The 23,457-nt window shown below is 65.9% G+C and carries 28 protein-coding genes and 2 pseudogenes; 19 read left to right on the top strand and 11 right to left on the bottom strand.

What is annotated here, in order from left to right:
- The first annotated feature begins 68 nt into the window (after positions 1-68).
- The 3 genes from B7R21_RS20885 to B7R21_RS09020 all read left to right on the top strand — a co-directional run bounded on the left by B7R21_RS20885 (position 69) and on the right by B7R21_RS09020 (position 2,519).
- Positions 69-386 (top strand): hypothetical protein, encoded by a 318-nt coding sequence (locus B7R21_RS20885; RefSeq protein ID WP_147305853.1) that lies wholly within the window; start codon positions 69-71, stop codon positions 384-386.
- Positions 387-627: 241 nt separating this feature from the next.
- Positions 628-1,539 carry a universal stress protein gene (locus B7R21_RS09025; protein WP_172592111.1) on the top strand — a complete coding sequence of 304 codons (912 nt, stop codon included), beginning with the start codon at positions 628-630 and terminating at the stop codon, positions 1,537-1,539.
- Positions 1,540-1,604: 65 nt separating this feature from the next.
- Positions 1,605-2,519 (top strand): universal stress protein, encoded by a 915-nt coding sequence (locus B7R21_RS09020; RefSeq protein WP_172592110.1) that lies wholly within the window; start codon positions 1,605-1,607, stop codon positions 2,517-2,519.
- Positions 2,520-2,534: 15 nt separating this feature from the next.
- Here the strand turns inward: B7R21_RS09020 and B7R21_RS20670 are convergent, their stop codons facing one another.
- Positions 2,535-3,734, bottom strand: a complete 1,200-nt coding sequence (locus B7R21_RS20670; RefSeq protein WP_253259735.1) for an Acg family FMN-binding oxidoreductase — start codon at positions 3,732-3,734, stop codon at positions 2,535-2,537.
- Positions 3,735-3,843: 109 nt separating this feature from the next.
- Positions 3,844-4,209: pseudogene (locus B7R21_RS20665) on the bottom strand (amino acid kinase family protein); the annotation flags it as partial.
- A gap of 218 nt (positions 4,210-4,427) precedes the next feature.
- Here B7R21_RS20665 and B7R21_RS20060 point away from each other — a divergent pair.
- Positions 4,428-4,574, top strand: coding sequence for a hypothetical protein (locus B7R21_RS20060; RefSeq protein ID WP_172592108.1), 147 nt, complete (start codon positions 4,428-4,430; stop codon positions 4,572-4,574).
- Positions 4,575-4,627: 53 nt separating this feature from the next.
- Here the strand turns inward: B7R21_RS20060 and B7R21_RS21120 are convergent, their stop codons facing one another.
- The 3 genes from B7R21_RS21120 to B7R21_RS08995 all read right to left on the bottom strand — a co-directional run bounded on the left by B7R21_RS21120 (position 4,628) and on the right by B7R21_RS08995 (position 6,354).
- Positions 4,628-4,942, bottom strand: coding sequence for a DUF7882 family protein (locus B7R21_RS21120; RefSeq protein WP_116282916.1), 315 nt, complete (start codon positions 4,940-4,942; stop codon positions 4,628-4,630).
- Positions 4,943-5,093: 151 nt separating this feature from the next.
- Positions 5,094-5,831, bottom strand: coding sequence for a VIT1/CCC1 transporter family protein (locus B7R21_RS09000; RefSeq protein ID WP_116282915.1), 738 nt, complete (start codon positions 5,829-5,831; stop codon positions 5,094-5,096).
- A 118-nt stretch (positions 5,832-5,949) separates the two neighbouring features.
- Positions 5,950-6,354, bottom strand: coding sequence for a tautomerase family protein (locus B7R21_RS08995; RefSeq protein ID WP_116282914.1), 405 nt, complete (start codon positions 6,352-6,354; stop codon positions 5,950-5,952).
- 397 nt (positions 6,355-6,751) lie between these two features.
- Between B7R21_RS08995 and B7R21_RS08990 the strand changes: the two genes are divergently transcribed.
- From B7R21_RS08990 to B7R21_RS08945, 11 genes and pseudogenes are all read left to right on the top strand, one after another.
- Complete coding sequence (locus tag B7R21_RS08990; protein ID WP_116282913.1) at positions 6,752-8,227, top strand: catalase; 1,476 nt, start codon at positions 6,752-6,754, stop codon at positions 8,225-8,227.
- A gap of 132 nt (positions 8,228-8,359) precedes the next feature.
- A complete protein-coding gene (locus B7R21_RS08985) occupies positions 8,360-8,815 on the top strand; it encodes a hypothetical protein (protein ID WP_116282912.1) in 456 nt (151 codons plus the stop codon).
- Between the two features lie 91 nt (positions 8,816-8,906).
- Positions 8,907-9,218: a hypothetical protein gene (locus tag B7R21_RS08980; protein WP_116282911.1), complete on the top strand. Its 312-nt coding sequence runs from the start codon at positions 8,907-8,909 to the stop codon at positions 9,216-9,218.
- Between the two features lie 6 nt (positions 9,219-9,224).
- Entirely contained in the window at positions 9,225-10,220 is a 996-nt protein-coding gene (locus B7R21_RS08975) for an FAD:protein FMN transferase (protein WP_367379398.1), read from the top strand.
- On the top strand, positions 10,213-10,770 hold the full coding sequence (locus B7R21_RS08970) for a ferric reductase-like transmembrane domain-containing protein (protein ID WP_253259723.1): 558 nt from the start codon (positions 10,213-10,215) through the stop codon (positions 10,768-10,770). Before B7R21_RS08975 ends, B7R21_RS08970 begins: the two co-directional genes overlap by 8 nt.
- Entirely contained in the window at positions 10,767-12,035 is a 1,269-nt protein-coding gene (locus B7R21_RS08965; RefSeq protein WP_116282909.1) for an NADH-ubiquinone oxidoreductase-F iron-sulfur binding region domain-containing protein, read from the top strand. The genes B7R21_RS08970 and B7R21_RS08965 overlap by 4 nt, the downstream gene beginning before the upstream one ends.
- Positions 12,032-12,280 carry a ferredoxin gene (locus B7R21_RS08960; protein WP_116282908.1) on the top strand — a complete coding sequence of 83 codons (249 nt, stop codon included), beginning with the start codon at positions 12,032-12,034 and terminating at the stop codon, positions 12,278-12,280. Before B7R21_RS08965 ends, B7R21_RS08960 begins: the two co-directional genes overlap by 4 nt.
- A gap of 55 nt (positions 12,281-12,335) precedes the next feature.
- Positions 12,336-12,431, top strand: a pseudogene (locus B7R21_RS21115) (aldo/keto reductase); the annotation flags it as partial.
- A 74-nt stretch (positions 12,432-12,505) separates the two neighbouring features.
- Positions 12,506-13,474 carry a universal stress protein gene (locus tag B7R21_RS08955; protein ID WP_172592107.1) on the top strand — a complete coding sequence of 323 codons (969 nt, stop codon included), beginning with the start codon at positions 12,506-12,508 and terminating at the stop codon, positions 13,472-13,474.
- Entirely contained in the window at positions 13,467-15,389 is a 1,923-nt protein-coding gene (locus B7R21_RS08950) for a heavy metal translocating P-type ATPase (protein WP_116282906.1), read from the top strand. Before B7R21_RS08955 ends, B7R21_RS08950 begins: the two co-directional genes overlap by 8 nt.
- Positions 15,390-15,448: 59 nt before the next feature.
- Positions 15,449-15,988 (top strand): DUF2231 domain-containing protein, encoded by a 540-nt coding sequence (locus B7R21_RS08945; RefSeq protein ID WP_116282905.1) that lies wholly within the window; start codon positions 15,449-15,451, stop codon positions 15,986-15,988.
- Positions 15,989-16,091: 103 nt separating this feature from the next.
- On the opposite strand, the gene B7R21_RS08940 is transcribed toward B7R21_RS08945, so the two are convergent.
- Complete coding sequence (locus B7R21_RS08940; RefSeq protein ID WP_116282904.1) at positions 16,092-16,676, bottom strand: universal stress protein; 585 nt, start codon at positions 16,674-16,676, stop codon at positions 16,092-16,094.
- 236 nt (positions 16,677-16,912) lie between these two features.
- Between B7R21_RS08940 and B7R21_RS08935 the strand changes: the two genes are divergently transcribed.
- The 3 genes from B7R21_RS08935 to B7R21_RS08925 all read left to right on the top strand — a co-directional run bounded on the left by B7R21_RS08935 (position 16,913) and on the right by B7R21_RS08925 (position 18,999).
- Complete coding sequence (locus B7R21_RS08935) at positions 16,913-17,455, top strand: hypothetical protein (RefSeq protein ID WP_116282903.1); 543 nt, start codon at positions 16,913-16,915, stop codon at positions 17,453-17,455.
- 81 nt (positions 17,456-17,536) lie between these two features.
- Positions 17,537-17,905, top strand: a complete 369-nt coding sequence (locus B7R21_RS08930; RefSeq protein WP_301182561.1) for an ArsR/SmtB family transcription factor — start codon at positions 17,537-17,539, stop codon at positions 17,903-17,905.
- Positions 17,905-18,999, top strand: a complete 1,095-nt coding sequence (locus B7R21_RS08925; protein WP_116282902.1) for a DMT family transporter — start codon at positions 17,905-17,907, stop codon at positions 18,997-18,999. The genes B7R21_RS08930 and B7R21_RS08925 overlap by 1 nt, the downstream gene beginning before the upstream one ends.
- 47 nt (positions 19,000-19,046) lie before the next feature.
- Here the strand turns inward: B7R21_RS08925 and B7R21_RS08920 are convergent, their stop codons facing one another.
- Positions 19,047-19,772: an alpha/beta fold hydrolase gene (locus tag B7R21_RS08920; RefSeq protein ID WP_253259722.1), complete on the bottom strand. Its 726-nt coding sequence runs from the start codon at positions 19,770-19,772 to the stop codon at positions 19,047-19,049.
- A 104-nt stretch (positions 19,773-19,876) separates the two neighbouring features.
- On the opposite strand from B7R21_RS08920, the gene B7R21_RS08915 reads away from it, so the two are divergent.
- Positions 19,877-20,284 (top strand): MarR family winged helix-turn-helix transcriptional regulator, encoded by a 408-nt coding sequence (locus tag B7R21_RS08915; protein WP_116282900.1) that lies wholly within the window; start codon positions 19,877-19,879, stop codon positions 20,282-20,284.
- A gap of 135 nt (positions 20,285-20,419) precedes the next feature.
- Here the strand turns inward: B7R21_RS08915 and B7R21_RS08910 are convergent, their stop codons facing one another.
- The 4 genes from B7R21_RS08910 to B7R21_RS08895 all read right to left on the bottom strand — a co-directional run bounded on the left by B7R21_RS08910 (position 20,420) and on the right by B7R21_RS08895 (position 23,421).
- Positions 20,420-20,851, bottom strand: a complete 432-nt coding sequence (locus tag B7R21_RS08910) for an Hsp20/alpha crystallin family protein (RefSeq protein WP_116282899.1) — start codon at positions 20,849-20,851, stop codon at positions 20,420-20,422.
- A 97-nt stretch (positions 20,852-20,948) separates the two neighbouring features.
- Entirely contained in the window at positions 20,949-21,590 is a 642-nt protein-coding gene (locus tag B7R21_RS08905) for a dihydrofolate reductase family protein (RefSeq protein ID WP_116282898.1), read from the bottom strand.
- 57 nt (positions 21,591-21,647) lie between these two features.
- Positions 21,648-22,892 (bottom strand): hypothetical protein, encoded by a 1,245-nt coding sequence (locus B7R21_RS08900; RefSeq protein ID WP_147305851.1) that lies wholly within the window; start codon positions 22,890-22,892, stop codon positions 21,648-21,650.
- Positions 22,882-23,421, bottom strand: a complete 540-nt coding sequence (locus B7R21_RS08895; protein WP_116282896.1) for an RNA polymerase sigma factor — start codon at positions 23,419-23,421, stop codon at positions 22,882-22,884. Before B7R21_RS08895 ends, B7R21_RS08900 begins: the two co-directional genes overlap by 11 nt.
- Between the last annotated feature and the right edge of the window lie 36 nt (positions 23,422-23,457).

Genomic DNA, 23,457 nt, shown 5'->3' with positions numbered 1-23,457 from the left:
AGACCACTTCCACGGATATCTCTCATATACATATCCGGCGGCTCCGGCGATGACATTATCGTCGTCGAATGCCGTCAGCAGCGGAGTTCCGGATGCTCCGACCGCAGGTCACGGCAGAGGTCGACGCCGTTCCCATCCGGCAATTGCACATGGTTCGACCAGGAACGGACTCGACGGTGAACGAACCTGTGACCGAAGCCCGCCTGCGACGCTCTGCCAGCTCAAGCTCGCCCGGTACGAACGGGAGCAGCGCCGAGGTGATCTCCGCCGACGCAGCTGACCAGCGCTGGCGACGCCGCGACGACCGCGACCCGCACCGGGACACCCAGGAAGCTGCCCATCGGCGGGTGCCCGGCCGGGAAACCGGAAGTACGAGCGTCGTCTGAGAGCCGCTTCAGCCGGATGGGCCGCGGGTCATCGATCAGTGCGCCGGGCCCGTGACCCTCCGGGAGGTGGCCTCTCGTCTGGATGTCTCCTGGTGTCATGCCGACGTTGATGAACTGTTCCAGGCCGCCATCGGGGAAAGCACCCCCAAGGCGCCGTACTGGAGACAGCGACCCCGGTGGTGCGAGTGTACTGCGCCTCCGTTGTCTCTGCGGGGGAAGATCAGGACCAAAGACTCTCCAAATGGTGATCGTCAGCGTTCAAGCTGGAAGGGAGCAAGCGCACCATCAGGCGTGTCGTGAAAGAAAAGTGATCATGAACGGCAACATCATCGTCGGCATCAGCGAATCAGGGCCCAGCCGAGCCGCGACGTCGTGGGCGCTTGATCACGGTGGCGCAGACCGCGGCGAAGTGGTGCTCACCCATGTAATGACGATCGCCGATTCCGAGAACAGGAAGACCACAGCGGTTGCATCAGCACGTCTCGCTGAACATGCTGCTGTCGCACGCCTCGCCTCACCCCACGTGACGGTTTCGACCGAGCTGCGGGTCGGTGACGCGCTCAACGAACTGATCGAGTGCACATCAGGTGCCTCCACAATTGTGATGGGAACGCACAAAACAGGATTCGTACGGGGGCGGGTCTTCGTCTCCAGATTCATCCAGCTCGCCGCATCAGCCCACTGCGCTGTCGTTTTCGTACCCTCCAGGTCAGGGCGAAATGCGCACGCCGGCATCGTCGTCGGTGTGACAACGTCTGAACTCGACCGGGCAGCTCTTGTCTTCGCGGCCCGCGAAGCAGTCTCCATGGGCAGCAAAATGACGATCGTGCACTGTTGGACCCTGCCCGATATAGCTGACGAAATGTTCTCCGCACACGCGAAAAGGTCGATGCTCGAATCGTTGCGGTCCGACAAGATCCTCTCGGCGGCGGAAACCATCGTGCGCACAACGGAGCCAGCCCTCACCACCAGGATGCGGAGCATCCGCCGACCGACGGCGGAGGGCCTCATTGAAGCATCCACCTCCGCGCTTCTCCTGGTACTGGGGCAGAGCCGGGAAGACGGGGCATCAAGCCGCGTACTCGGACACACCGTGCACGATGTACTCCTGAACCTCACTGCACCAACTGCCATCGTCACAACCAACCCATAAGCCGGAACACACAAGAGCCGCCTGACGGACCTCCGTGTCCGCCGTCCCACCTGAGGAGCCACATGATGGATACCGTCTCACCACCCGCGCCCGTCGAAGCGGCCGTCCCTGCCGCGAGACCGAACGCCGTGGGGCGCCGCACGGTACTCTGCATAAGCGAGCGAGGAGCCGGAGCTACCGCCACCGCGTGGGCTGTCGAATATGCGCGCCGGCACGACCGCACGTTGACCCTGGCGCACGTCATCGACCCACAGACAAACGACGACGCTCATCCCGCCACGCAGGCCGAGGTTGATGCGGCCACCGAACTGCTTGAAACGACCGCGGAACACGTTCGGTATCAGGTCAAGACGCTCAGCGTCACCGTGCACGTCTCCAACGGTGATGTGCACGACGAGATCCTCCGTCTCAGCGGCCCTCAGACGGTTCTCGTCTTCGGCGCCCCGGCAGCGTCCGAACTGTCGCATGCACGAAATTCGCTCGGCATCACCCTTGCCAGCACCGCCTACGGGCCGGTCGCCGTGATTCCAGCACCGGACGAACAGGTCCGGCACGGGGTCATGGCTGCCGTCGACGGCTCGGAAACTGCCACGCGGGCCGCACTGTTCGCGGCGTCCGAGGCATCACTTCTCGGCCTTGACCTACGAGTCGTCTCCGTGTGGAGTGAACCTCCCATCTGGCAGGAAACGTTCATCGACTCGCGTACGCACAACGAACTGGTACTTCGGAACGGAGCTGTGCTGAACGCAGCGACCGACGGCATACGTCTCGCGTATCCCTCGCTGACGGTGACCGGTGTGCTCCGCCACGCAGACACGGTACAGGCGCTTCTGGCCGAAGCGCGATCCGCGTCGCTTCTCGTCATCGGCAGCCGCCAAGAGCACGGCATCCGCCGACTCCTGCTCGGTTCGACAAGCCACGGTGTTCTCGCCAGCCTGCCGGCACCGACCATCGTCATCGGGCCACCAAGCGCAACCTAGCTCTGTGCTTGGAGTTCAGCCGAGGAGACTGTCGACGTCTCGCCGCATGGTCTGCGGGTATTCGGTCGTGCTGGTGCCGAGTCTCACCATCATCTGGATCGTCTGCCCGTCGGGTGCGTACTCCGCCCGGATCGCGTCGTACGGTGCCGACATCGACGGGTACTCCTGAAGCACCTGGCTGAGGGGCTGCATCACCAGCCCCAGCGTGCGAGCCCGGAGCGAGAAATCGCCGTACAGGATGCCCGCCGAAACCTGCTCGGTGCGAGTATTGCCAGCCGTGCTGATGAGGGCGTAGTTCGGTGTGTGTGCCACGGCCGCCGCTGTCGAGTCGATCGACCGCTTGGCGCCAGTCGCATCATCGTTCAGTGCAGGGTCGATCGTGATCATGCCCTGGAGCAGGTATTTCATGAAACCGCTGGTTCCCTGCCCTTCGACGGCGAAACCCGATCGCGCCTCGTTCTTGGCTGATTCGGTGGCGTAGAACAACCTGTCGAACTCTGTAGTCGCCGCCTCGTACTGCGTCTCGATGAGGGTTCCTTCGGTACCGAACGCTGCGAACGCCGCAAGATCTTTTGGCTGGTCGAAGATCTTCAGGGTCGCCCCTGAGCCGGTGGCGAGCCGGGTGAGTGCTGCTGACTGATCCTTTGTGACGGGGGCTGGGGTGTACGGGCTTCGGTTGGTGTCTGACAGGAAGAGCGAACCGTAGTCAGTCGACTCGGTCGACAGGGATTTCGTCAGGGTGATCTTCGCAACGGGGACGGCGCGCATGCTTCCGGCGAGATCTGTCTCGTCGTACGCCCCCTGCGGAAACAGGATGAAGTCACTGCTGTATCCCAGATGAAGGGCCGAGACGCGCAGGTACGACAGGAAGGTGCCCTGTGAGAGCATCGTCTGGCGATCCTCCGGGTCGACGGCGGGTGTCAGCCGGGAGGGGTCGGCGTACAGGTAGAGCACGGCGGGGTCCGCCGGGTCGAGTCGGATGGTCCACGGCTGCATGTTGTGGCTGCTCGGCGCCAGCAGTGCCTGCGCTGCGACGTGCATCCGAGGGTCAGGGAAGTGCCCTGCGTACTCCTTGTTCCAGGGCTGGAGGTAGTTCGCTGGCACGAAGAGACCGCCGACCGCCAGAACGACAACGAGTGCGACACCCAAACCGCCGACCAGTGACGCCACACTGATGAGCACGATCTTCCTGCCACGCTGTCGTCGTATCCTCATGCACACCACTGTGTCGGACGCGCGGAGAACCGGCAGAGTCGAAGGTCCCACCGAACAGACAGGAGGGGATGCCCGCCCTCACCTTTGGTCCCATCGAGTCTGGCGTCATCACAGCGCTGACATCGGAGAGGATGATGAGACGATCGGCTGTGAGGTTCATCGCGAGGAGCGCGGCGACACTGTCCTTGTCGATGACGGCGCTCACCCTGATGAGCTGGCCGCGAGTTCTGACGACGGGTACACCGCCGCCGCCGGCCCCGATCACGGTCACCCCGGCGCTGAGCAGGTTGCTGATGACGCCGTGTTCGATGATGTCGACGGGGGCGGGGGAGGGCACGTTGCAGCCACAGCCCGATCGGGCCCTGGGATTCAGCGACCATGTCCCCGCAGCGGCGAGTCGTCCGAACACCACCGCAAGTGCCAACGCACCGACTGTCACCAGCACGAATGCGACCAAACTGATGGGCCCGAACATGGCCAGTGCTGCGGGGATCCCGAACACGCCCATACCGATCACGGAGCCGATCACGAGCGCCGAAGCGGTTGGCAGGCCCAGACGGCCCGGAGGCTTTAGTCCCGCCGATGGCGGCGGACGTCGGTTCGGGTGGGGGGACTTTCGGCCCTGCCGGTCGGGTGGGTTCCTGCGTCTACTTGATGTGTCTCCCCACCCCATCACGATTGAAAGGTGTCTTCATGCCCAACTCGTCCGCAAGCTGCGGCGCCAACCGGGTTGAACCGCAGGCGTACCTGTCTCGTGATCTTCCGGCCAACATCGATCTGTGCCCGACCGAACCGATCGACATCGCCGAGCTGCTCCGGATGATGGCCGACCGCACATAGCGGCGAAAGGGGCGTCGAACGGATGCCCGTAGCTAAGCCTGTCTTCGACCGGATCAAGGAACAGTTGCGTCAACGGGCTCCGATGTGAAAACCAGACCGTTCGCGCTGTTGGCCGAGTCCATCAGGACTCTTATCCAGGTGCGGTTGACGGAATGGGTTTGGGTGCCGTGAAACCGGTAAAGAAGGGTACTCGCCGTGCTGACCCAGATGGAGCTTCGGCCACTGCCGACTCCAGGGGAATCCATCCAGGAGACGAGGAAGCCCTCACCGTGACGTAGTTTCGAGGTGATGACGATCTGCAAATGAAGGAGGCTGCGGTCATCGAAAGAGATAGCGGAGTTTCCCCCGCCATATGTCAGGGCACCCATCGAGCCACCTCCTTCGGCCTCAGCCGGGCACTAGCGCTTTCCTGAAGAGGGTTCTCGTCCATCCTCCTGATTGGCTGACGCTCCTCCCAGGGGCAAAGGTCCCGAAGCGAGTGATCTTCAGGTCGCAGATTCTTCTCCGCCCGTCAGCTTGTTACACCACGCCGCTGGTGCCGAGGAGGGTTCCGATGATGAAGGTCGCAGCCAGGGCGAGCGCGCCACCGACGACCACCCTCATCGTCGCGCGCGCAACAGGGCTGCCGCCGAGCCGTGCACCGACGACGCCCGTGATCGCAAGGGCGATGGTGATAACTGTGAATGTGACGGGAACGCGGATGGTTTCGGGCGGGAGGAGGATCGCGAGGACAGGAAGTATTCCGCCGATGAGGAAGGCGAGGGCTGAGGCCCCGGCGGCGTGCCAAGGGCTGGCGATGTCGTTCTCGTCGATGTTCAATTCCATAGCGAGGTGCGCCCGCAACGCGTCACGGTCGGTGAGTTCAGTCGCGACTTGGAGAGCAGTTTCGGCGGTGAGTCCTCGGGCCTGGTAGAGGCCGGCTAGCTCGATGAGTTCACCTGCGGGGTCTGTCTGAAGTTCGAGGCGTTCTTTCTCGATGAGGGCACGTTGGCTATCTCGCTGGCTGCTGACGGAGACGTATTCGCCAAGCGCCATGGAGATCGCGCCCCCGATGAGAGCAGCAGAGCCCGCGGCGAGGATGGCGGAGGTCGGGGACCCGGTTCCGGCGACGCCGACCACGATGGCTGCGACGGACACGATGCCATCGTTGGCGCCGAGCACACCGGCACGCAGCCAATTCAGGCGACCGGCGAGACTGCTGGCATGGGGCTCGTCGGGTTGTCCGGCGAAGGCCGAATCGACGGTTGAGGAGGTCATGCGAACACCATAGGCACCATGCCGTCTCCGTTTCCAGCGTGGAAAGCCTTGCCTAAATGAGAGGAGGAACGAGGCTCGCTCGGCTTCGTGTCAGCGGTTCTGGTGTCGATGGCTGGTGTCAGTCACCGGGCTTCTCGAGTTCCCCCGTGATGTACTGGGCTCGCCCGAATCCGAAGGACCAGTCGGCGGGGGAGTTCTCGACGAAGCCGACGATCAGGTCTTCTCCGTTGACGCCGACGGCTCCGAGGTTGGCTGCAAGGGCCTGGAAGAAGGCCTGCTTGTCCTCGGTGCTGCGGCCGGCCTGGGTGAAGATCTGGATGATCACAACCTGGGCCGTCCGTTCGATACCGAGACCGACATCGAGAGCGATCATCCGGTTGGCGGGGTGTTCGGTGATGATCTGGAACCGATCCCGTTCAGGCAAGGCGTAGACGTCGACCAAAGTCTTCTGGATGTTGTCGGCGATGGCAGTGATCTGGCCATTGGAGCGACCTTCGACGAGGTCGATGCGGATGAGAGGCATGGATGATTCCCTGTTCGATCGGGGCGGAGCCGGAGGGCTCCGCGTGGTCAGTCATCTTGAGCGCAGACACGGCCCCGGTGTCAACCCGGCTGCCTGCGCCGGTGTGCACTCGCAGTCTGTGCAGATTCGAATATTCCGGTCCCCTCCAGCGACAGACTTCGTTGTGACGGCAATGCGTCCGAGAGCTCCCGGCCCCGAACCAGAAGCCAGGAGCACGATGACTACCTCCACTTCACCTGCACCGATGCCCAGGGATTGATGGATTGCGCATCATCGAGGCTGTGTACGGGCTGGGAGAGTGCGGGAAGGGTAGGCTGCCCGATCTATCTTTCCCCGGATCGTGTGCTTAGCGTGGCCACACACGGCACCTGCCGTTGCTGTCCGATCGGAGAAGACCATGACTGATCCACAAACACCGCCCACCACCACGACGGACTCGGGGATTTCCGCCTCAAGCGACGAATTCTCCCTCACCGTCGGGCCGGCCGGGCCGATTGCGCTCCACGACGCGTATGTGGTGCAGAAGATGCAGCAGTTCAACCGGGAACGCACACCCGAGCGGGTCGTGCACGCCAAGGGCACCGGCGCCCACGGCTACTTCGAGGTCACCGACGACGTGTCGTGGTTCACGAAGGCCGCGTTCCTCGGCGAGGTCGGCAAGCGCACAGAGATGTTCGCCCGGTTCTCCACCGTCGCCGGCGAGCAGGGCTACGCCGACACCGTGCGTGACCCGCGCGGATTCGCCCTGAAGTTCTACACGGAGGAGGGCAACTTCGACATGGTGGGCAACAACACCCCCGTGTTCTTCGTGCGTGACCCGTCGAAGTTCCAGGACTTCATCCACTCCCAGAAGCGCCTGCCCGACACCGGGCTCCGCGACAACAACATGCAGTGGGACTTCTGGACCCTGTCGCCCGAGAGCGCACACCAGGTCACCATCCTGATGTCCGACCGGGGCACGCCGAAGTCGCTCCGCACCATGAACGGATACAGCAGCCACACCTACTCGACGATCAACGCGGCCGGTGAGAAGTTCTGGGTGAAGTGGCACTTCAAGTCAGAGCAGGGAACCGAGAACTTCGCGGATGCTGACGCGAAGGCCATGACGGCGAAAGACCCCGACTACCACCGCCGCGACCTCCGTGCGGCGATCGATCGTGGCGAGAATCCGTCGTGGCGCCTCGAGATGCAGGTGATGCCGTTCGCGGACGCGGCCGCATACCGGTTCAACCCGTTCGACCTCACGAAGGTGTGGCCGCACGAGGACTACCCGCCCGTGCAGGTGGGCCGCATGGTGCTCGACCGGAACCCGGAGAACTTCTTCGCCGAAGTCGAACAGTCCAGCTTCTCGCCGGCCAACCTGGTACCGGGAGTCGGTCTGAGCCCCGACCGGATGCTCATGGGCCGGGTGTTCTCGTACCACGACACCCACCTGCACCGCATCGGTACGAACTACCAGCAGCTCCCCATCAACGCACCGAAGGCCGAGGTGCACACCTACAACAAAGACGGCGCCATGGCCTACCGGCACTCGGGGGCTCAGCCCGTGTACGCTCCGAACTCGTTCGGCGGCCCCGTCGCCGACCCCGAGCGCGGTGCTGACCTGACGTGGTGGGCGGAGTCGGGTGAGCTCGGCCGGTACGCGTACGAGAAGCACGCCGAAGACGACGACTTCGGCCAGGCCGGATCGCTCTACCGCGACGTGATGGACGACACCGACCGGGAGCATCTCGCTGCCAACATCGTCGGCCACGCCAGCGACGGAGTGACCCCGGAGATGCAGCAGCGGGTCATCGAGTACTGGACCCTGGTGGATGCCGGACTCGGCCAGAAGGTCGCCGATGGGCTCCGGGCTGCAACACCGACAGTGTGAGGCGTACGTGGTGCCGGGGGAGAAGAGCCGGCACCACGCGTCCGTCCGGCGCGCCATCCTCTCGGATGACGCGGAAGATCATCCCCTCGGGCGTCGGCGGTGCCCGTTCCCGAACGTAAGGTTGCCGTCACTATGATGAATCGCCTCGACATGCCTCTCGGCCGGGCCCAGCCATCCCTCCTCCGCTTCGTCGTCGCGACAGTCGTCGCTGTCGGAGGATCGCTTCTGGCCTGCGCAGGCCTTGCCCAACTCGGAGTGGTGCTCTTTCCCGCCACGAAGGGTTACGAACACTACGGATTTGCAGACTACGGAAAGCTGACGATCATCGGCGTCGTGCTGGCTTCCGTGGCCTGGCCGCTCGTCACCCTGTTGAGCACCCACGCACGGTGGCTGTACTTCTGGCTTGCCGTGATCGTGACCGTCGTGGGTTTCGCTCCGGATGTCTGGATCCTGTGGAAGGGCCAGCCTGCTGGAGCCGTCTTCATCCTGATGCTGATGCATATTGCCCTCGCGCTCATCACATTTCCTGCGCTGGTGTTCATCGCGCCCCAGCGGCGCGCATCGGTGAGGTTTCTGAAAGTCGGCTGAAGTCTTTCCGAACGACTAAGAAACTTCGAAGAAAGGTTCGACAGCGTAGAAGAAGACGGTCACAGACTATGACTTCAGAAGGAGTGCATTAATGAACACACGGAGCGCCGGCAAACGTGCCGCAGCAGCCGTCACCACCGTCATCGGCCTGGGTGGCCTGATCACGACAGGGCTGGCGGGTGTCGCCCTGCTCAACCAGACTCAGGCATCGAAAGCTTCTGCCGACACGACGACATCGTCGACCACGACGCAGCCGACGACGACACAGCAGCAGCCGCAGCAGCAGCAGCAGACGCAGCAGACCGCACCGCAGCAACAGCAAACCGCGCCGACCCAGCAGACCGCACCCGTGCAGCCCAGCCAGCCACAGTCGAAGTCCCACGCCACCTCGTCGGGTTCCTGATGCCGACTGCTGCACGGACCTGGCGCGCCTGGAGCACCGAGGTCACGGTCGTCACGACGGATCGGAGTCACAGACGAGGCCGCCCGCCTGGTCGCCGGGTTCATCGAGGAGGTCGACGAGGCGTGCAGCCGGTTCCGCGAGGATTCCGAGCTCAGCCTCCTGCTGGGCACCCTGTCCGGTGGCCGGCGTGTCAGCCCGCTGCTCGCCGAGCTTGTCGGCGAGAGCCTGACCGCGGCGCGTCTGACGGGTGGTGACGTCGACCCCACGCTCGGCAACGACCTCATCGGCCTTGGCTACGACCGGGACTTTCCTCTGCTCACCGCTCCCGTCAAGGACGGCGACGACGGGGTGCCGTTGCCCGCGACATCCGTTGCGACGCGTGTACCCGGTTGGAAGCGGATCGCCCTCGCAGACGACGTCCTGACCGTGCCCGACGAACTCCGGCTGGACCTCGGCGCCACGGCGAAGGCGCTGACCGCCGACCGTGCCGCGAAGCGGGTGGCCGACGTCTTGGGTACAGGCGTTCTCGTCAGCCTCGGCGGCGACATCGCCACAGCCGGCATCGCTCCGGAGGGTGGCTGGCAGGTACTTGTCGAAGATCTGCCCGGCGACCCTTCCCAACAGGTCACCCTCTCGGCAGGCTCGGGGCTCGCGACATCCAGCACGCAGAAGCGACGCTGGATGCGCGGGGGCAAGCCGATGCACCACATCCTCGACCCGCGCTTCGGAACGCCGGTCGGGGCCATCTGGAAGACCGTCACGGTGGCCGCAGACAGCTGCAGCCGGGCGAATGCCCTCAGCACCGCGGCGATGGTTCGCGGGCTGGCGGCGGTTGAGTGGCTCGCCGGCGACGGTGTCGCGGCGCGGCTCGTCGACCGGTTCGATCGGATCACCGTCACCCCGGCCTGGCCCACGCCAGAGACCGTCACCGTCGGTGCCGGTCTCGGTGCCGGTCTCGGTGCCGGTCTCGCCGGAACGACGGGGGAGGCCGCACGTGGATGAGGCGCTCTGGGCCTTCGGCCGGGTCTCCGGCATCGTCGCTCTGGTGCTCTTCACGCTGACTGTCATGCTCGGCATCGTGACCCGGTCGGGACGCCCCCTCCCGGGCCTGCCGCGGTTCTCGATCGTGCTCGTGCACCGGAACATCACTCTGATCGGTTGCGTCTTCCTGGTGCTGCACATCGGATCTCTGCTTCTGGACTCCTACGCGCACCTGAATGTGGTCGACGTTCTGGTTCCATTCCTCGGGTCGTTCAAGCCGTTCTGGCAGGGTCTGGGCACCGTCGCCGTCGACCTCCTCGTCGCGATTGTGGCCACGAGCCTGTTGCGCCGGCGTGTCGGCGTGCGGGTGTTCCGGTTCGTGCACTGGTTCGCGTACGCCATGTGGCCGATTGCGCTCGCCCATTCGATCGGCAATGGGACCGACGGTCTGAGCGGCTGGTTCCTGCTTGTCGCCGGGGTGTCGGTGGTGCTCGTCGGCGCCTGTCTCCTCTGGCGTCTCTCCGCGCGCTTCATCGAATCCACCCGGCTCCGACAGGGACGACTGACATGACCCTCGCCGAACCCACACCGAATCTCGCTTCCGTGATCGTGCCCCCGGCCGGTGTGAACCGACTGTTCGTAGCCGGCACCCATGCCGGGTACCGCCAGCATGCGGCGACATTCGGCCCACTGCCCCTCGCCCGAATCGGCACACCTTTCATCACGACCCTCGAGGCCTCCGGTCTCACCGGGCGCGGCGGTGCCGGGTTTCCCGCGTGGCGGAAGCTCGCTGCCACCGAGGCCGCACGGGCGGCGAGCCCGTGGCGCGGCTCCGCCGTCGTCATCGCGAACGGAGCAGAGGGTGAACCCCGCAGCCTGAAGGACGAGACCCTGCTGCAGAACGCCCCGCACCTCGTCATCGACGGCCTGCTGGTGATGGCTGCGGTGGTCTCCGCGTCGAAGGTCTACCTCTACACGACGGCGGGCTCACTCCCGTTCGTGAGGGCGGCTCTCGATGAGCGAGCGGATGCCCGGCACATCCTGCTGCGCGAGGCCCCCGAGACGTTCATCTCCGGCGAGGCGAGCGCGGTGGCGAACGCGATCGAGAACGGGGTGGCGCTGCCCACAGACCGGATCGTGCGCCTGAGCGAATCCGGCGTGAAGAAGCGGCCCACGCTCGTGCAGAACGTCGAGACGCTGGCCCACGTTGCGCTGATCGCGCGTTTCGGAGCCCGCTGGTTCGGCGGAGTGGGTTCCGACCGCGACCCGGGCACTCGGCTCGTCACCGTCTCAGGAGATGTGCAGAACGAACAGGTTCTGGAGGTGGCGGGCGACACAAGCGTCCGGGAGATCCTCGCCGCCTGCGGAACCGTCCCTGCCGACGTGTCAGCAGTTCTCGTGAGCGGTTACCACGGTGCATGGGTTCCTGCCGAGCAGCTCGATTTGAGACTTTCGGATGCCGGACTCTCAGGGCTCGGCGCGCAACCCGGGGCGGGCATCCTGTTCGTTCTCGGCTCGAAGCGGTGCGGAATCGTGGCGACGGCCGAGATCGTCGAGTACCTCGCCTCGCAGTCCGCCGGGCAGTGCGGGCCGTGCATGTTCGGGCTCCCCGCCATCGCCGACCTGTTCGTGCAGGTCGCCCGGGGCCGCGCCTCTCGTCGCGCCGTCACCGAGCTGCAGCGGTTGACCAAATCGGTCGTCGGGCGCGGGTCGTGCCACCACCCAGACGGCACGTCCCGGCTCGTGCTCAGCGCTCTGTCGGTGTTCTCGGCGGACCTGCAGCGGCATCAGTCCGGGCAGTGTATTGCCGGTCGAACGACGAATCGAGCATCATGAGCGAAACCGACACCCGACCACGCCTGCACATCGACTGGACCCGGTGCGACGGGCGGGGCCTCTGCACAGAGCTTCTCTCCGGCGTGCTCTCCCGAGACGACTGGGGGTACCCGATCGCGACAGGCACGGCACCCCGGTCCCGCAGCAACGTGCCGATCGCCCCTCACGACGAAGAGGCGGCACTCGACGCTGTCGCCCTCTGCCCAACCCTGGCGCTCCGCCTTCTGAGCCCGCCCGTGCCGTGAGCAGTTTCACGCAGAACCTCCACGATGCCACCAACCCAGATCGAAAGGCACCACCGTGCAGCAACGAACCATCGGTACTCACTCCGTCAGCGCGATCGGACTCGGCGGGATGCCGATGTCGATCGAGGGCCGGCCCGACCACGCCCTGAGCAGATCCTTGAAATGACTCCGTCGCGGGGACTTTCGACTCTACGTCACGATCCACAGGAAGGGCACAGTGAAGGCATGGACATCACCGAAAGCACTCACCCTCTCATCGTCGTCGGTATCGACGGCTCGCGACCTTCTGTCTCTGCACTCGCATTCGCGAAGGAGTACGCAGAAAGACGGCAGGGGCGCCTTCGAGCAGTGTCGGTATGGAGCTACCCCATCTCCTACAACCCACTGCCCGTGACCTGGTCCCCGGAGAAGGACGCAGAGTTCCAGCTCCGGATGGCCTCCAAGGAGGTCTTCGGGCACACCCTTCCCGAATGGTACGAGCAGACCGTGAGGGAAGGCTCAGCCGCCCGGAACCTCCTCGACGAGAGTCGCACAGCGGATGTTCTCATCGTCGGCAGTCGGGGCCACGGCGGTTTCACGGGCCTGCTTCTGGGCTCTGTGAGCGCGCAGTGCGCCGCCCACTCGCGCTGCCCGGCAATCGTCATACACGCCGACCACGACGCTTCAGGCGCAAGGGATGCCGCCGATCAGACGGAGCGCTCACTCTCTGCACGGGGCCGCGCGCTGGTTGTCGGTTACGACGGTTCCGCGAACGCCTACGACGCTCTGGCGTGGGCGCTGGCCGCGGCGGAGGACCTCGGCGCCCCCGTCACGGTCATCCGCACGTGGAGCATCGACCGCATCCCCCGAGAGTCCACCGACGAATTCGGTCATGCCCACTCCTTCGATGACGTGACAGCGCACGTGCGCCGCGATCTCGTCTCCGAAACGCAGACCCTCATCGAGAAGCATCCGCGGGTCGCTGTCACTCTGCAGGCAGTCCTGGCACAGCCTGCGGAGGAGTTGATCAAGAGATCGAAGCACGCCCTGATGGTGGTCGTCGGGTCACGCGGCCGTGGGGGATTCGTCGGGCTTCTCCTTGGTTCGGTCAGCGCCGAGTGCGCCTCTCATGGGATGTGCCCCGTTGTCGTCGTGCCCGCTGGTTCACGCACGGGGAGTCGGGCGCCGCTGGACGTGACCGCCGTACATGGATGACGCGCCAGGGCCACCGCGCCCTCTGGTTCTCCGCTACCCGATTGTGGCGCTGACCGTCGTTGTCGGCGTTCTGGGCGCCGGTGCATGGGTGGCCGGTTTCGGTGTCGCGGTGCAGTGGGGCTTCGCGGTGTTCGCCCTCGTGATCGCTGGAATCCAGGCTGTTCGGATGATCGGGGAGCTGCGCCGGAGACGGTTCGGTATCGACATCCTCGCCATCATCGCGATCGTCGCGACAGTCGCGGTTGGTGAGGTCATCGCGAGCATGATCATCGTTCTGATGGTCTCCGGAGGCAAAGCTCTCGAAGACTTCGCTCAGGGACGCGCCCAGCAGGAATTGACAGCTCTCCTCGACCGGGAGCCCCGCACCGCGCATCGCCTCGATGCTGGCTCGATCGACGCGGGCTCGATCGATGCCGTGGATATTCCCGCCGGCGATGTGGTGGTCGGGGACAGGATTCTGGTTCGCTCAGGCGAAGCAGTGCCGGTCGACGGCATCCTGACGACGGCGACGGCCGCGTTCGACGAGTCGTCCCTCACCGGCGAGAGCCTGCCTCGCACCCGGGTGCAGGGCGAGCAGGTTCTGAGCGGCTCGGTCAACGGCAACACGTCGGCGACCATCCGGGCGACGGCACGAGCCGAAGACAGCCAGTACCAGGCGATCGTCGCCCTGGTGAAGCAGGCGTCGTCGAACCGCGCACCCGTCGTGCGGCTGGCGGACCGGTACGCGGTGCCGTTCACGGCCGTGTCGCTTCTCCTTGCCGGTGTGGCGTGGTGGCTCTCGGGCGATCCGGTGCGGTTCGCTGAGGTGCTCGTCTTGGCAACACCGTGCCCGCTGGTGCTGGCAGCTCCCGTCGCGTTGATGGGAGGCATGAGCCGCGCCGCCCGCAACGGCATCATCGTGAAGGGCGGGGGAGTGCTCGAGCTTCTCGCGGGGGTGCGCACCGCCGTCTTCGACAAGACCGGTACCCTCACGCGCGGCACGCCGGAGATCGTGCACATCGACGTGCTTCCGCCGTGGGACGAGACCACTCTGCTCACTCTTGTGGCATCAGCGGAACAGTCGTCTTCACATGTGCTCGCCGCGTCGATCGTGGAATCCGCCCGAGCCCGAGGGCTCACCCCCCGCCGCGTGCTGCGGTCGACGGAGGTTGCCGCGCAGGGCGTCACGGCCACCCTCGACGACCACCTCGTTTCTGTCGGCACGCTCCAATTCGCCCAGACGATCGCCCCGGGAACCGTTGCCGCACCGCTCATCGGAGGGGAGATGGCGATCTACGTCGTCATCGATGGATGCGCTGCCGGCACGATCATCGCAACCGACGCTGTGAGACAGAACGCGTCAGCGACCATCGCGGGACTGCGGAACGCGGGAGTGGAGCGCATCCTGATGCTGACCGGTGACGCGCAGGCGACTGCCGATCATGTCGCGCACGAAGTCGGTATCACTGAAGTGCAGGCAGACTGCCTCCCCATCGACAAGGTGCACGCCCTTCACAGCATCACCTCGCGGCCCGTGCTGATGATCGGCGACGGAGTCAACGACTCACCCGTCCTCGCCTCCGCTGACATCGGAATAGCGATGGGCGCACGCGGCGCAACAGCCGCGAGCGAGGCCGCATCGGCCGTGATCCTCCTCGACGACATCTCTGTCGTGCTCCGAGCCGTGCAGATCGGCCACGACACCGTGCGGATCGCAATGCAGAGCATCTGGCTCGGGATCGCCCTCAGCCTTGCTCTGATGCTCATCGCAGCTTTCGGTCTGATCCCAGCGACGCTCGGTGCCGGCATCCAGGAGATCGTCGACCTCGCAACCATCCTCAACGCCCTCCGAGCCCTCCGCGACAGAACACAGACCGCTCCACCGACGACACCCGCCATCGAACCGAAAGCTCCGGCCCTCCTGACCCAGCACTGATCATCCACATCCCCAGCAGACCCCCTCTTCCGATTCTCACTCACCCTCAGGGAGCTTTCATGTTCGACACCTTCTTCGGTCTTCCCCTTCACCCGTTCATCGTGCACGCCACAGAGGTGACGGTTCCGCTGTCCGCTGTTCTGGTTCTGCTCACCGCGGCCTGGCCGCGATTCCGGCGCTGGTCCGGATACCTCACCCTCGCCGTTTCGCTGGTCGCGCTCGTGCTCGTGCCCATCTCGACCCAGTCCGGTGAGAAGCTGCAGGCCAGGGTCGGTGAGAGCGACCTGATCGAGACACACGCCGAACTCGCAGACGGGCTGCTGCCCTGGGTCATCGGGCTCGTGGTCGTCGCGGCGGCACTGCTGTGGTGGAACATCCGGGAACGTCGCGCTCGGCGTGCAGTGTCCACGGACGACGCCTCCTCGCCGGCGAAACCAGCGGGAAGAAGCCTGCGCTGGGTGCCGATCACCCTGCTCGCGCTGGCCCTCGTCGCCTCGAGTGGAACGACCGTGCAGGCCATCCTCGTGGGGCACAGCGGCGCGACAGCCGTCTGGTCCGAGGACATGGGAACATCTGCACCGTCCGGTGACTCGAAGTGATCGGACCGAGCTGATGACAAACCCGCTTCGCTGTCTGCCGTGGGCGCGGAGCGGCGGATGAGGCCAGGCGGCTGGGGGAGAGTCGCGTGACAGCGCCGGAGGTTCAGGCGGGGTCTTCGTCGTGCATGACGAGGACGGGGCAGTGGGCGTGCTCGGCGCACGCGGTGCTCACGGAGCCGAGGAGGAGGCCGGCGAATCCGCCATGACCGCGGCTGCCGACGACGAGCATCTCCGCGCCCCGGCTCTGCTCGATGAGCAGCTCGGCGGGGTTGCCCTGGCGGACCAGGGGGGTGAACCAGTCCGGAGGTGGGCCGTCGAACGCTTCCTCCATCGTGTCGTCCATGATCCGCAGAGCGTCGGCCTGGGGGGACCAGTCGGTGAAGTTGTAGCCGCCGTACACGTTGGGGTTCTGCCATGCGACAACTCCCTGTACGGCCGCGTGCGACCCGGTCGCGAGGGCGATCGCCTTCCGAAGGGCGGTGATGGATGCCTTCGAGCCGTCGAGCCCGACGACGATCCGGGTGGTGCGGGGGCGGAGGGGGAGTCTGGCGTCTTCGTCGAACGTGAGAGCAGTGTTGTATTCGTCGGTCGCTATCCCGGTGCCATCGACACCGAACCGGGAGACACGCCCGTCGCATGTCTCCTCACCGATCGGGGGGACGGTGCGGTCGTTCACTTCAGATGCCATTGGGAAGGTCATGGTGCCAGATTCGCAGTATCCGTGCCGCTGGCACAGGGTCTTTGGTCACAACTCAGGGGACCTGTTCGGCGACGGGGGCTGTGGGACCAACGGCCCTGTTCACGGCCCGGTCCGGCGCGGGATAGTCGTTCAGTCGGGGCAGCTGCCCTGTTCGAGAACGAGGAGACCCTGATGGACCGCGTAGCTGGAAAAGTCGCCCTGACCGCCGGGATCCCGCACTCCTGATGAGGAATTCCTTCGTCGTCATCGCCGATCGACTCGTCACCGTCAGCCCCCAGACGACCACTGACCTGGACCGCATCGCCGACTGCACGCGCATCGCGGAGCAGTTCTACCGCGCTGCGGAGTGCCAGCAGCACACCCGGCCGGCGTTCTTCACCAGGTCGGGTGCGGAGGTGGTGATCCGCGGAATGAGTCCGTTGGGCAGCACAATGATCGTATGCGCTCCCACCTGCAGTACGGCGGTCGTCGCGAAACACGTCGCGGCGTGTCTCGCTGCCGGAAACACCGTGGAGCTTGCCCTGTTCGAGCCTCCCTGCGCGTTACTGCTTGTTCTCCTGATGATCCTGGAAGACGTGCTGCCTGAGACCCGGTTCCGGGTCGTCTCCGAACGCACAGGGTGGCAGATCAGCGCCGCCAACCCGACGGTCGTTGTGCTCACCGAAACGGACGCGTTCCTGAACGACGAACCCCGCGTCAGGTTTCGCGGCCCGACGTGCAATTCGACCACCGCAGACTTGGTGGACTTCTACTCTCATTCTGGTTGATGATACCAACACCGTGGGCGCTGATAATGCACATTATGTCAAGTAACGTAATGGCGCTGCGCTTCATGGCATAATCTGCGTATAGATGCAGATAACCAGCTTTGCGGGCGGAACCCGGAGAGCCCCTACGTCGAACTCGCCGTGGAGATCTTCAGCATGCTCGCCGACGCCACCCGGGTGCGCATCATCCTCGCGCTTCGAGACGGCGAACTCTCGGTCAACACTCTCGCCGACAGCGTCGACAAGACTCCCGCCGCCGTCTCACAGCACCTCGCGAAGCTCCGGCTCGCCCGGGTCGTCAAGGCCCGGCAGGATGGCACCCGGGTGTTCTACCGGCTGGCCAACGAGCACGCCGGTCGTCTGGTGACCGACGCGATCTTCCAAGCCGAACACGCTGTGACGAACGCGCCGAGTCACCACCAGGTCACCGACGCGCGGGCATCCGACTGATGCTCCGGGCACTTCGGAACACGGGCGTCAGGGCCGCCCTCCTCTCGGCGATCCTCTTCGGCGCCAGCACTCCCCTGGCGAAGATCCTCCTCGACGACGACGTCAGCCCGTGGCTGCTCGCCGGACTCCTCTACTGCGGATCGGGTCTCGGCCTCGGCCTCTATCGGCTCATCCGCCGGGCGCCGCGCGTGCGCCTCGCCAGGGGTGAGATCCTCCCCCTCGTCGGGGCGATCTTCTTCGGCGGCATCGCCGGCCCGGTACTCCTCCTGCTCGGATTGTCGAACGTGCCCGCATCCGGAGCATCCCTCCTGCTGAACGCCGAGGGCGTCTTCACCGCAGCGCTGGCCTGGTTCGTTTTCAAGGAGAACTTCGATCGCCGTATCGCCCTCGGCATGCTTGCGATCGTCGCCGGCGCAATCATCCTGAGCATCCCGTCGGGTGCGAACTTCGGCAACCCCTGGCCCTCCCTCGCCATTCTCGGAGCCTGCCTCAGCTGGGGCCTCGACAACAACCTCACCCGCAAGATCGCCCTCACCGACGCAACCTGGCTCGCCGCCGTCAAAGGCGCGGTCGCAGGTCCTGTGAACCTCGCTCTCGCCTTCGCGCTCGGGGCCCAGCTCCCCGGCATCCTCACCGTCACTTCCGCGATGGCCATCGGACTCGTCGCTTACGGCATCAGCCTCGTGCTCTTCATCGTGGCGATGCGCCACGTGGGCACCGCGCGGGCCGGCGCCTACTACTCCATCGCCCCGTTCTTCGGGGCTGTCCTCGCGATCTCGCTCGGCGACCCCCTCACGTGGCCCGTCGTCGTCGCCGGTCTCCTCATGGCCGTCGGCGTCTGGCTACACCTCACCGAGCGCCACGAACACGAGCACACCCACGAACCGATCACCCACGACCACTGGCACACCCACGACGAGCACCACCAGCACGACCATGCACCGGGCCAGGATGTCGGACCGACCGGTTGGCACAAGCACGAACACACCCATACTGCACTGACGCACACGCACGAGCACTACCCGGACAGCCACCACCGCCACAGCCACGACAGCCACGACAGCCACAGCCACAGCCACGAACACAGCCACTGACCTCGCGACACCCGTCCGGGCTCAGCGGCTCGCGCCCTGCCCCACTCTCAGCGAACGCGTTGCAGGAACCGGTCGATGACCTGCCAGGTCGCCTCCGGCGCCTCGAGGTGCGGGAGGTGCCCGGCTGCGGGAACCTCAGCGAACAGCGCGCCGGGGATCGCCTCAGCCACGGAGCGGCCATAGGCCGGGGTGACGATACGATCGCTTGCACCGAAGACCACCAGGGTCGGGGCGGTCACAGCGCCGAGCCGGCCGAGAAGGGTGGCATCGCTCATCCCGCGGCCTGCGATGGCAGCCATGGTCTGCCCATTGGACTGCTGGATGGCGCGCTGCTCGCCCGTGAAGCCGGCAGGGTCGAGGTACCCACGCTCAGGATCGTGCCACGCGGCCTCGGCCAGCCCGCGCGCGTCGAGAGCGAAGAAGTCCGCGATCGGCTCCCCCTCGACGACAGCACCGACTCCGTCGATGTCGATCACTGCCCCGATGAGGCCGGCATACCGCGCGTCGGCCGCCGACTGGATCGCCATCTCGAGCGCGACCCACCCACCGATCGAGGAGCCGATCACGACGACGTCGCTCTCGCCACTGTCGAGGAGCCGTTCGAGGTAGGCAGAGGCGAGATCGGCGACGGAGGCGATCCCCTCAGGCCGGAGGGTTCCGTTCCACCCCGGATGGGTCGGCGCGATGACGCGCATGGTCTCGGCGAGGTGACCGACGATCGATGCGACAGTCTGCGGTCCACCCCCACCATGCAGCACCAGCGCAGGGCGCATGCTCGGGTCCCCGGCGTGCACGATGGGAAGGTCAGGGGGAAGGGAGGGAATCATCAGGCACCTATCTAAGTATGTTTATTTACTGATGTTGATAAGCTAGCACGATGATGACGGAACTGGAGACCCTGGGGCAGGCGATCAAGAGCGCGCAATACCGCAACCACCGCACGATGGATGCTGCGCTTCACGAGATCGGCGTGAGCCTGGTGCAGTGGGACGCCCTGCGGGCTGTCGACCGGATGCCCGGCGCCTCCGGTCACGATCTGGCGGTCGCCACGTTCCAGAGCGACCAGGCATTCGGTACGCTCGCGAATCGTCTCCTCGATCGCGGATTGATTCTCCGCGCCTCAGGGCACGGTCGCCGGCTCGAGCACACCCTCACCCCCGCGGGGCGGGCGGCACTCGACGAGGGCCACCGCATCGCCGCCGGCGTGCTCGAGGACCTCTTCGCCCCGCTCAAACGGGAGCAGCGCACCGCGCTCGCAGAGATGCTTGCCCTCCTCCACCACTGAGGACCGTGCACTGAGCACCGCGTCGGAGCACCGCGTCGGAGAGCCGCAGTGCCGCTCAGCGCGACCGCCGGACAACAGAAAGGGAGGGTGCGTGCAACTGTCTGCACGCACCCTCCCACCGGTCACTCCGAGCGCTCAGACGCTGATCGTCCTCTGCTCGTCATTGTGCTCAGCGGAGCCGATCCGGATCTTCCGCGGCTTGGCCTTCTCGCTGACAGGCATCAGCACGGAGAGCACGCCGTTGTCGTAGCTCGCCGAGATCTTCTCTGAATCGACGCCCTCACCGAGACTGAACTGGCGAAGGTACGTACCGTGCGGTCGCTCTTCGGCGAGCCATTTCACGCCGTCCTGGGCTGCCGCGGTGCGCTGGGCGCGGATGGTGAGCAGCTGACCGTCGACGTCGACATCGACCGAACCGGGATCGACTCCCGGGAGGTCGGCGTTCAACACATACTGGTCGCCGTCGCGGTAGAGGTCCACCGGCATGAACCGGGGGCCCGGGCGGAACTGGAGAAGGTTGCCGGTGAGGCGGTCCAGCTCACTGAAAGGATCGAAAGACATTGCCATAATGAGGATTCCCCTTCCTTGTGTCGAGTCCCTGTGACTCGATTCATGCAGAAGACTTTAGCACCGGATACGGGCTTCCGCAAAGAGCTGGGCGCGCTCAGCGAGCGAAGGTGACGTGGATGACGCCGCTCTCCGCGACCTCGGATGTGAGGGTGTAGTCGCGGTCGAAGTGCCGCAGGTCATCCCACAGCCGGAGTCCACGGCCGAGCACGACCGGGCTGATCGCAACGTGCAGGCGATCCACCAGCTCGGCGGCGAGGAAGTCCCGGGCGACACCCGCTCCCCCGCCGATCCGAATGTCCCCACCCTCCGCCAGCTCCTCGGCCCGCGCGAGGGCCACCTCGGGCATTGCGGAGACGAACTCGAAGCGGGTGCCGTTGGCGAAGTCGATCGGCGCGCGTTCCCGGTGCGTCAGCACGATCACCGGCGAGTGGAACGGCGGCTCGTCACCCCACCACCCCAGCCAGGCTGCGTCGTCGGGAAACGAGTGGAATCCGAACATCCCGGCCCCCATGATCTCTGCGCCGATGCCCCCGAAGTATGCCGCAGCGTACCGGTCGTCGACGCCCGTGGTCCCCTCCCCCGTCGTCTCGTGCATCACGCGTTCGCGGAACGTCTTCGTGGCGGCGTAGTGCTCGACGATCCGCCCCCAGTCCTCCCCCATCGGGTTCTCGGGGGTCGGATCCGACGGCATCACGATACCGTCGAGTGAGAGGTTGAGGTCGACGCGAACAGTCATGGCCTCACTCTAGAACCCGGCCCGCCCTGAAAACGAGGCGGGACGCGCGCACGGAGCTCACCCGTGCGCCGCGAGGATCGCCTCGGCCGCGGCGACCAGCAGCTGCCCCTGGTCGGGAGAGAAACCGTCGCCGGAGCCGAGCTGCAACCACGAGTCATCCGTCAGCACGTTCAGCCAGCACTGTTCAACACCTTCGGCGCTCTGGCATTCGAGCCCGGCATCCTGGGCGCCGTCCACCGCGAGGGGTTCGATGCCCGCTCCGGATGTCGCGGGGTAGGCCCACCGGGCACCGGGAGCCAGCTGCACGGTCAGTGCAGAGACCTCGCCGTCAGCCGGTGTCTCGCCGTCGGGTACCGACCATCGGCAGGCGTAGGAATCGGGTTGTGTCCGCTGGATGCCGTTCTTCGAACCGGGGTTGAGCGGAGCCGGGCCGACGACCAGCGGTGACTGCAGGATCGTCGCCATCGGAACCGAGGTCTCGAGCGCACTGCACTCGGTGACGGGCGACCAGGTCGTCGGCGGCATCGTCCAGGGCTGCAACGGAATCGGCTGCTCGCCCAGCGCATCGATCAGTGACCGGCCGGTACCCTGCAGCAGGGCGGGAGCGGTCTCCGAGGCTACGTTCGCACCCTGGTAGTGGATGTTCATCCAGTACGATCCCGAGACGATCGAGGCCGAGCATCCTGCCGAGAGCTGCTCGCAGCTGACCATCGAGGCATCTCCGACGTCGAGCGGCGTCGCACCGTTCGCCAGACCGTCTGCCACATCGGCGAGGCCGGCGGAAGGATCGGTCGCGACGTCGAGCTGGAGCAGCGAGAATTCGGCGCTGCTCCACCAGCAGCTCTCCACACCGGCCTGCCGGAGTGCGGCATCCTCCGGCGTGAACAGGGTCGGGGATCCTTCGACGGGGTCTGACATGAGCGCCGTCAGATCGATGGCCGCACCGAGCTCCGCGCAGCTGAGAGGTACCGTCGGGGTCGGCGCACTGAAGACCGGCGCGGCCGTCGTCGGCGTGGGCGGGGTGGCTGTCGGCGAGACCGTCGGAGCCGGAACGCTCGGCGTCGGAGTCGGGCTCGGCGAGAGAGTCGGCACCGGATCCGCACGGAACGGACTCGGAACGATACCGAGCGCGAACGCCCCTCCCGTGCCGATTCCGAGCAGCGCGATGACCGTGACGACGGCGACGAGCGCGCGGTGTCGCCTGCGAGGAGGCGTGCTCGCGCGGGTCTCGCGAAGCACCGATTCCTTCATCCTGACCATCATGCGGGCGAGGTCATCACCTGCGGGGGGCTCATTTCTCATTCTCGGTCACCGCCTTCCGTAGTCGGGCCCGGGCGCGGGCCACCCGTTGTCGCACAGCGCCGACGCTCACGCCGAGGTGCTCCGCGGCATCCGCGTACGACCAGCCTTCGATCAGGCACAGCTCGCAGACCCGCCGGTCGAGGGGCTGCAGCCGGTCGATCTCGTCCCGCACCCAGGCCAGACGATCCCTGGCCTCTTCAGGGGAGTCGACCGCCGCCAGTTCAGCCGGGAGCTCATCCGCACTGTTCCGAAAGTGTCGTCGCCGCGCGTTCAACGCGTGGTTGCGAGCGGTCACGAGCAGCCAGGGCAGGAGCGAGGCATCCGGGAGCTCGATCACGGCCGCCTTCTGCCAGACCGTCACGAACGTATCCTGCACGATCTCCTCGGCGTCGGACGGGGTCGCCGCGAGCGCCCACGCATACCGGGTCACCGATGCGGCGTACCGGTCGAAGACCATTCCCATTGCAGCCTCGTCCCTCCGGGCGAGCCGCGCCAGGAGGTCACGGTCCGTCATGTCTCGATCGAGCATCCCCCACACCCCTCACCTCACTACAGAAGTGTCGCT

The sequence above is a fragment of the Subtercola boreus genome, from assembly GCF_003399625.1.
Classification (GTDB): domain Bacteria; phylum Actinomycetota; class Actinomycetes; order Actinomycetales; family Microbacteriaceae; genus Subtercola; species Subtercola boreus_C.
The sequence above is the reverse complement of the archived record's forward strand: the minus strand, read 5'-3'. Positions and strand labels throughout refer to the sequence as shown.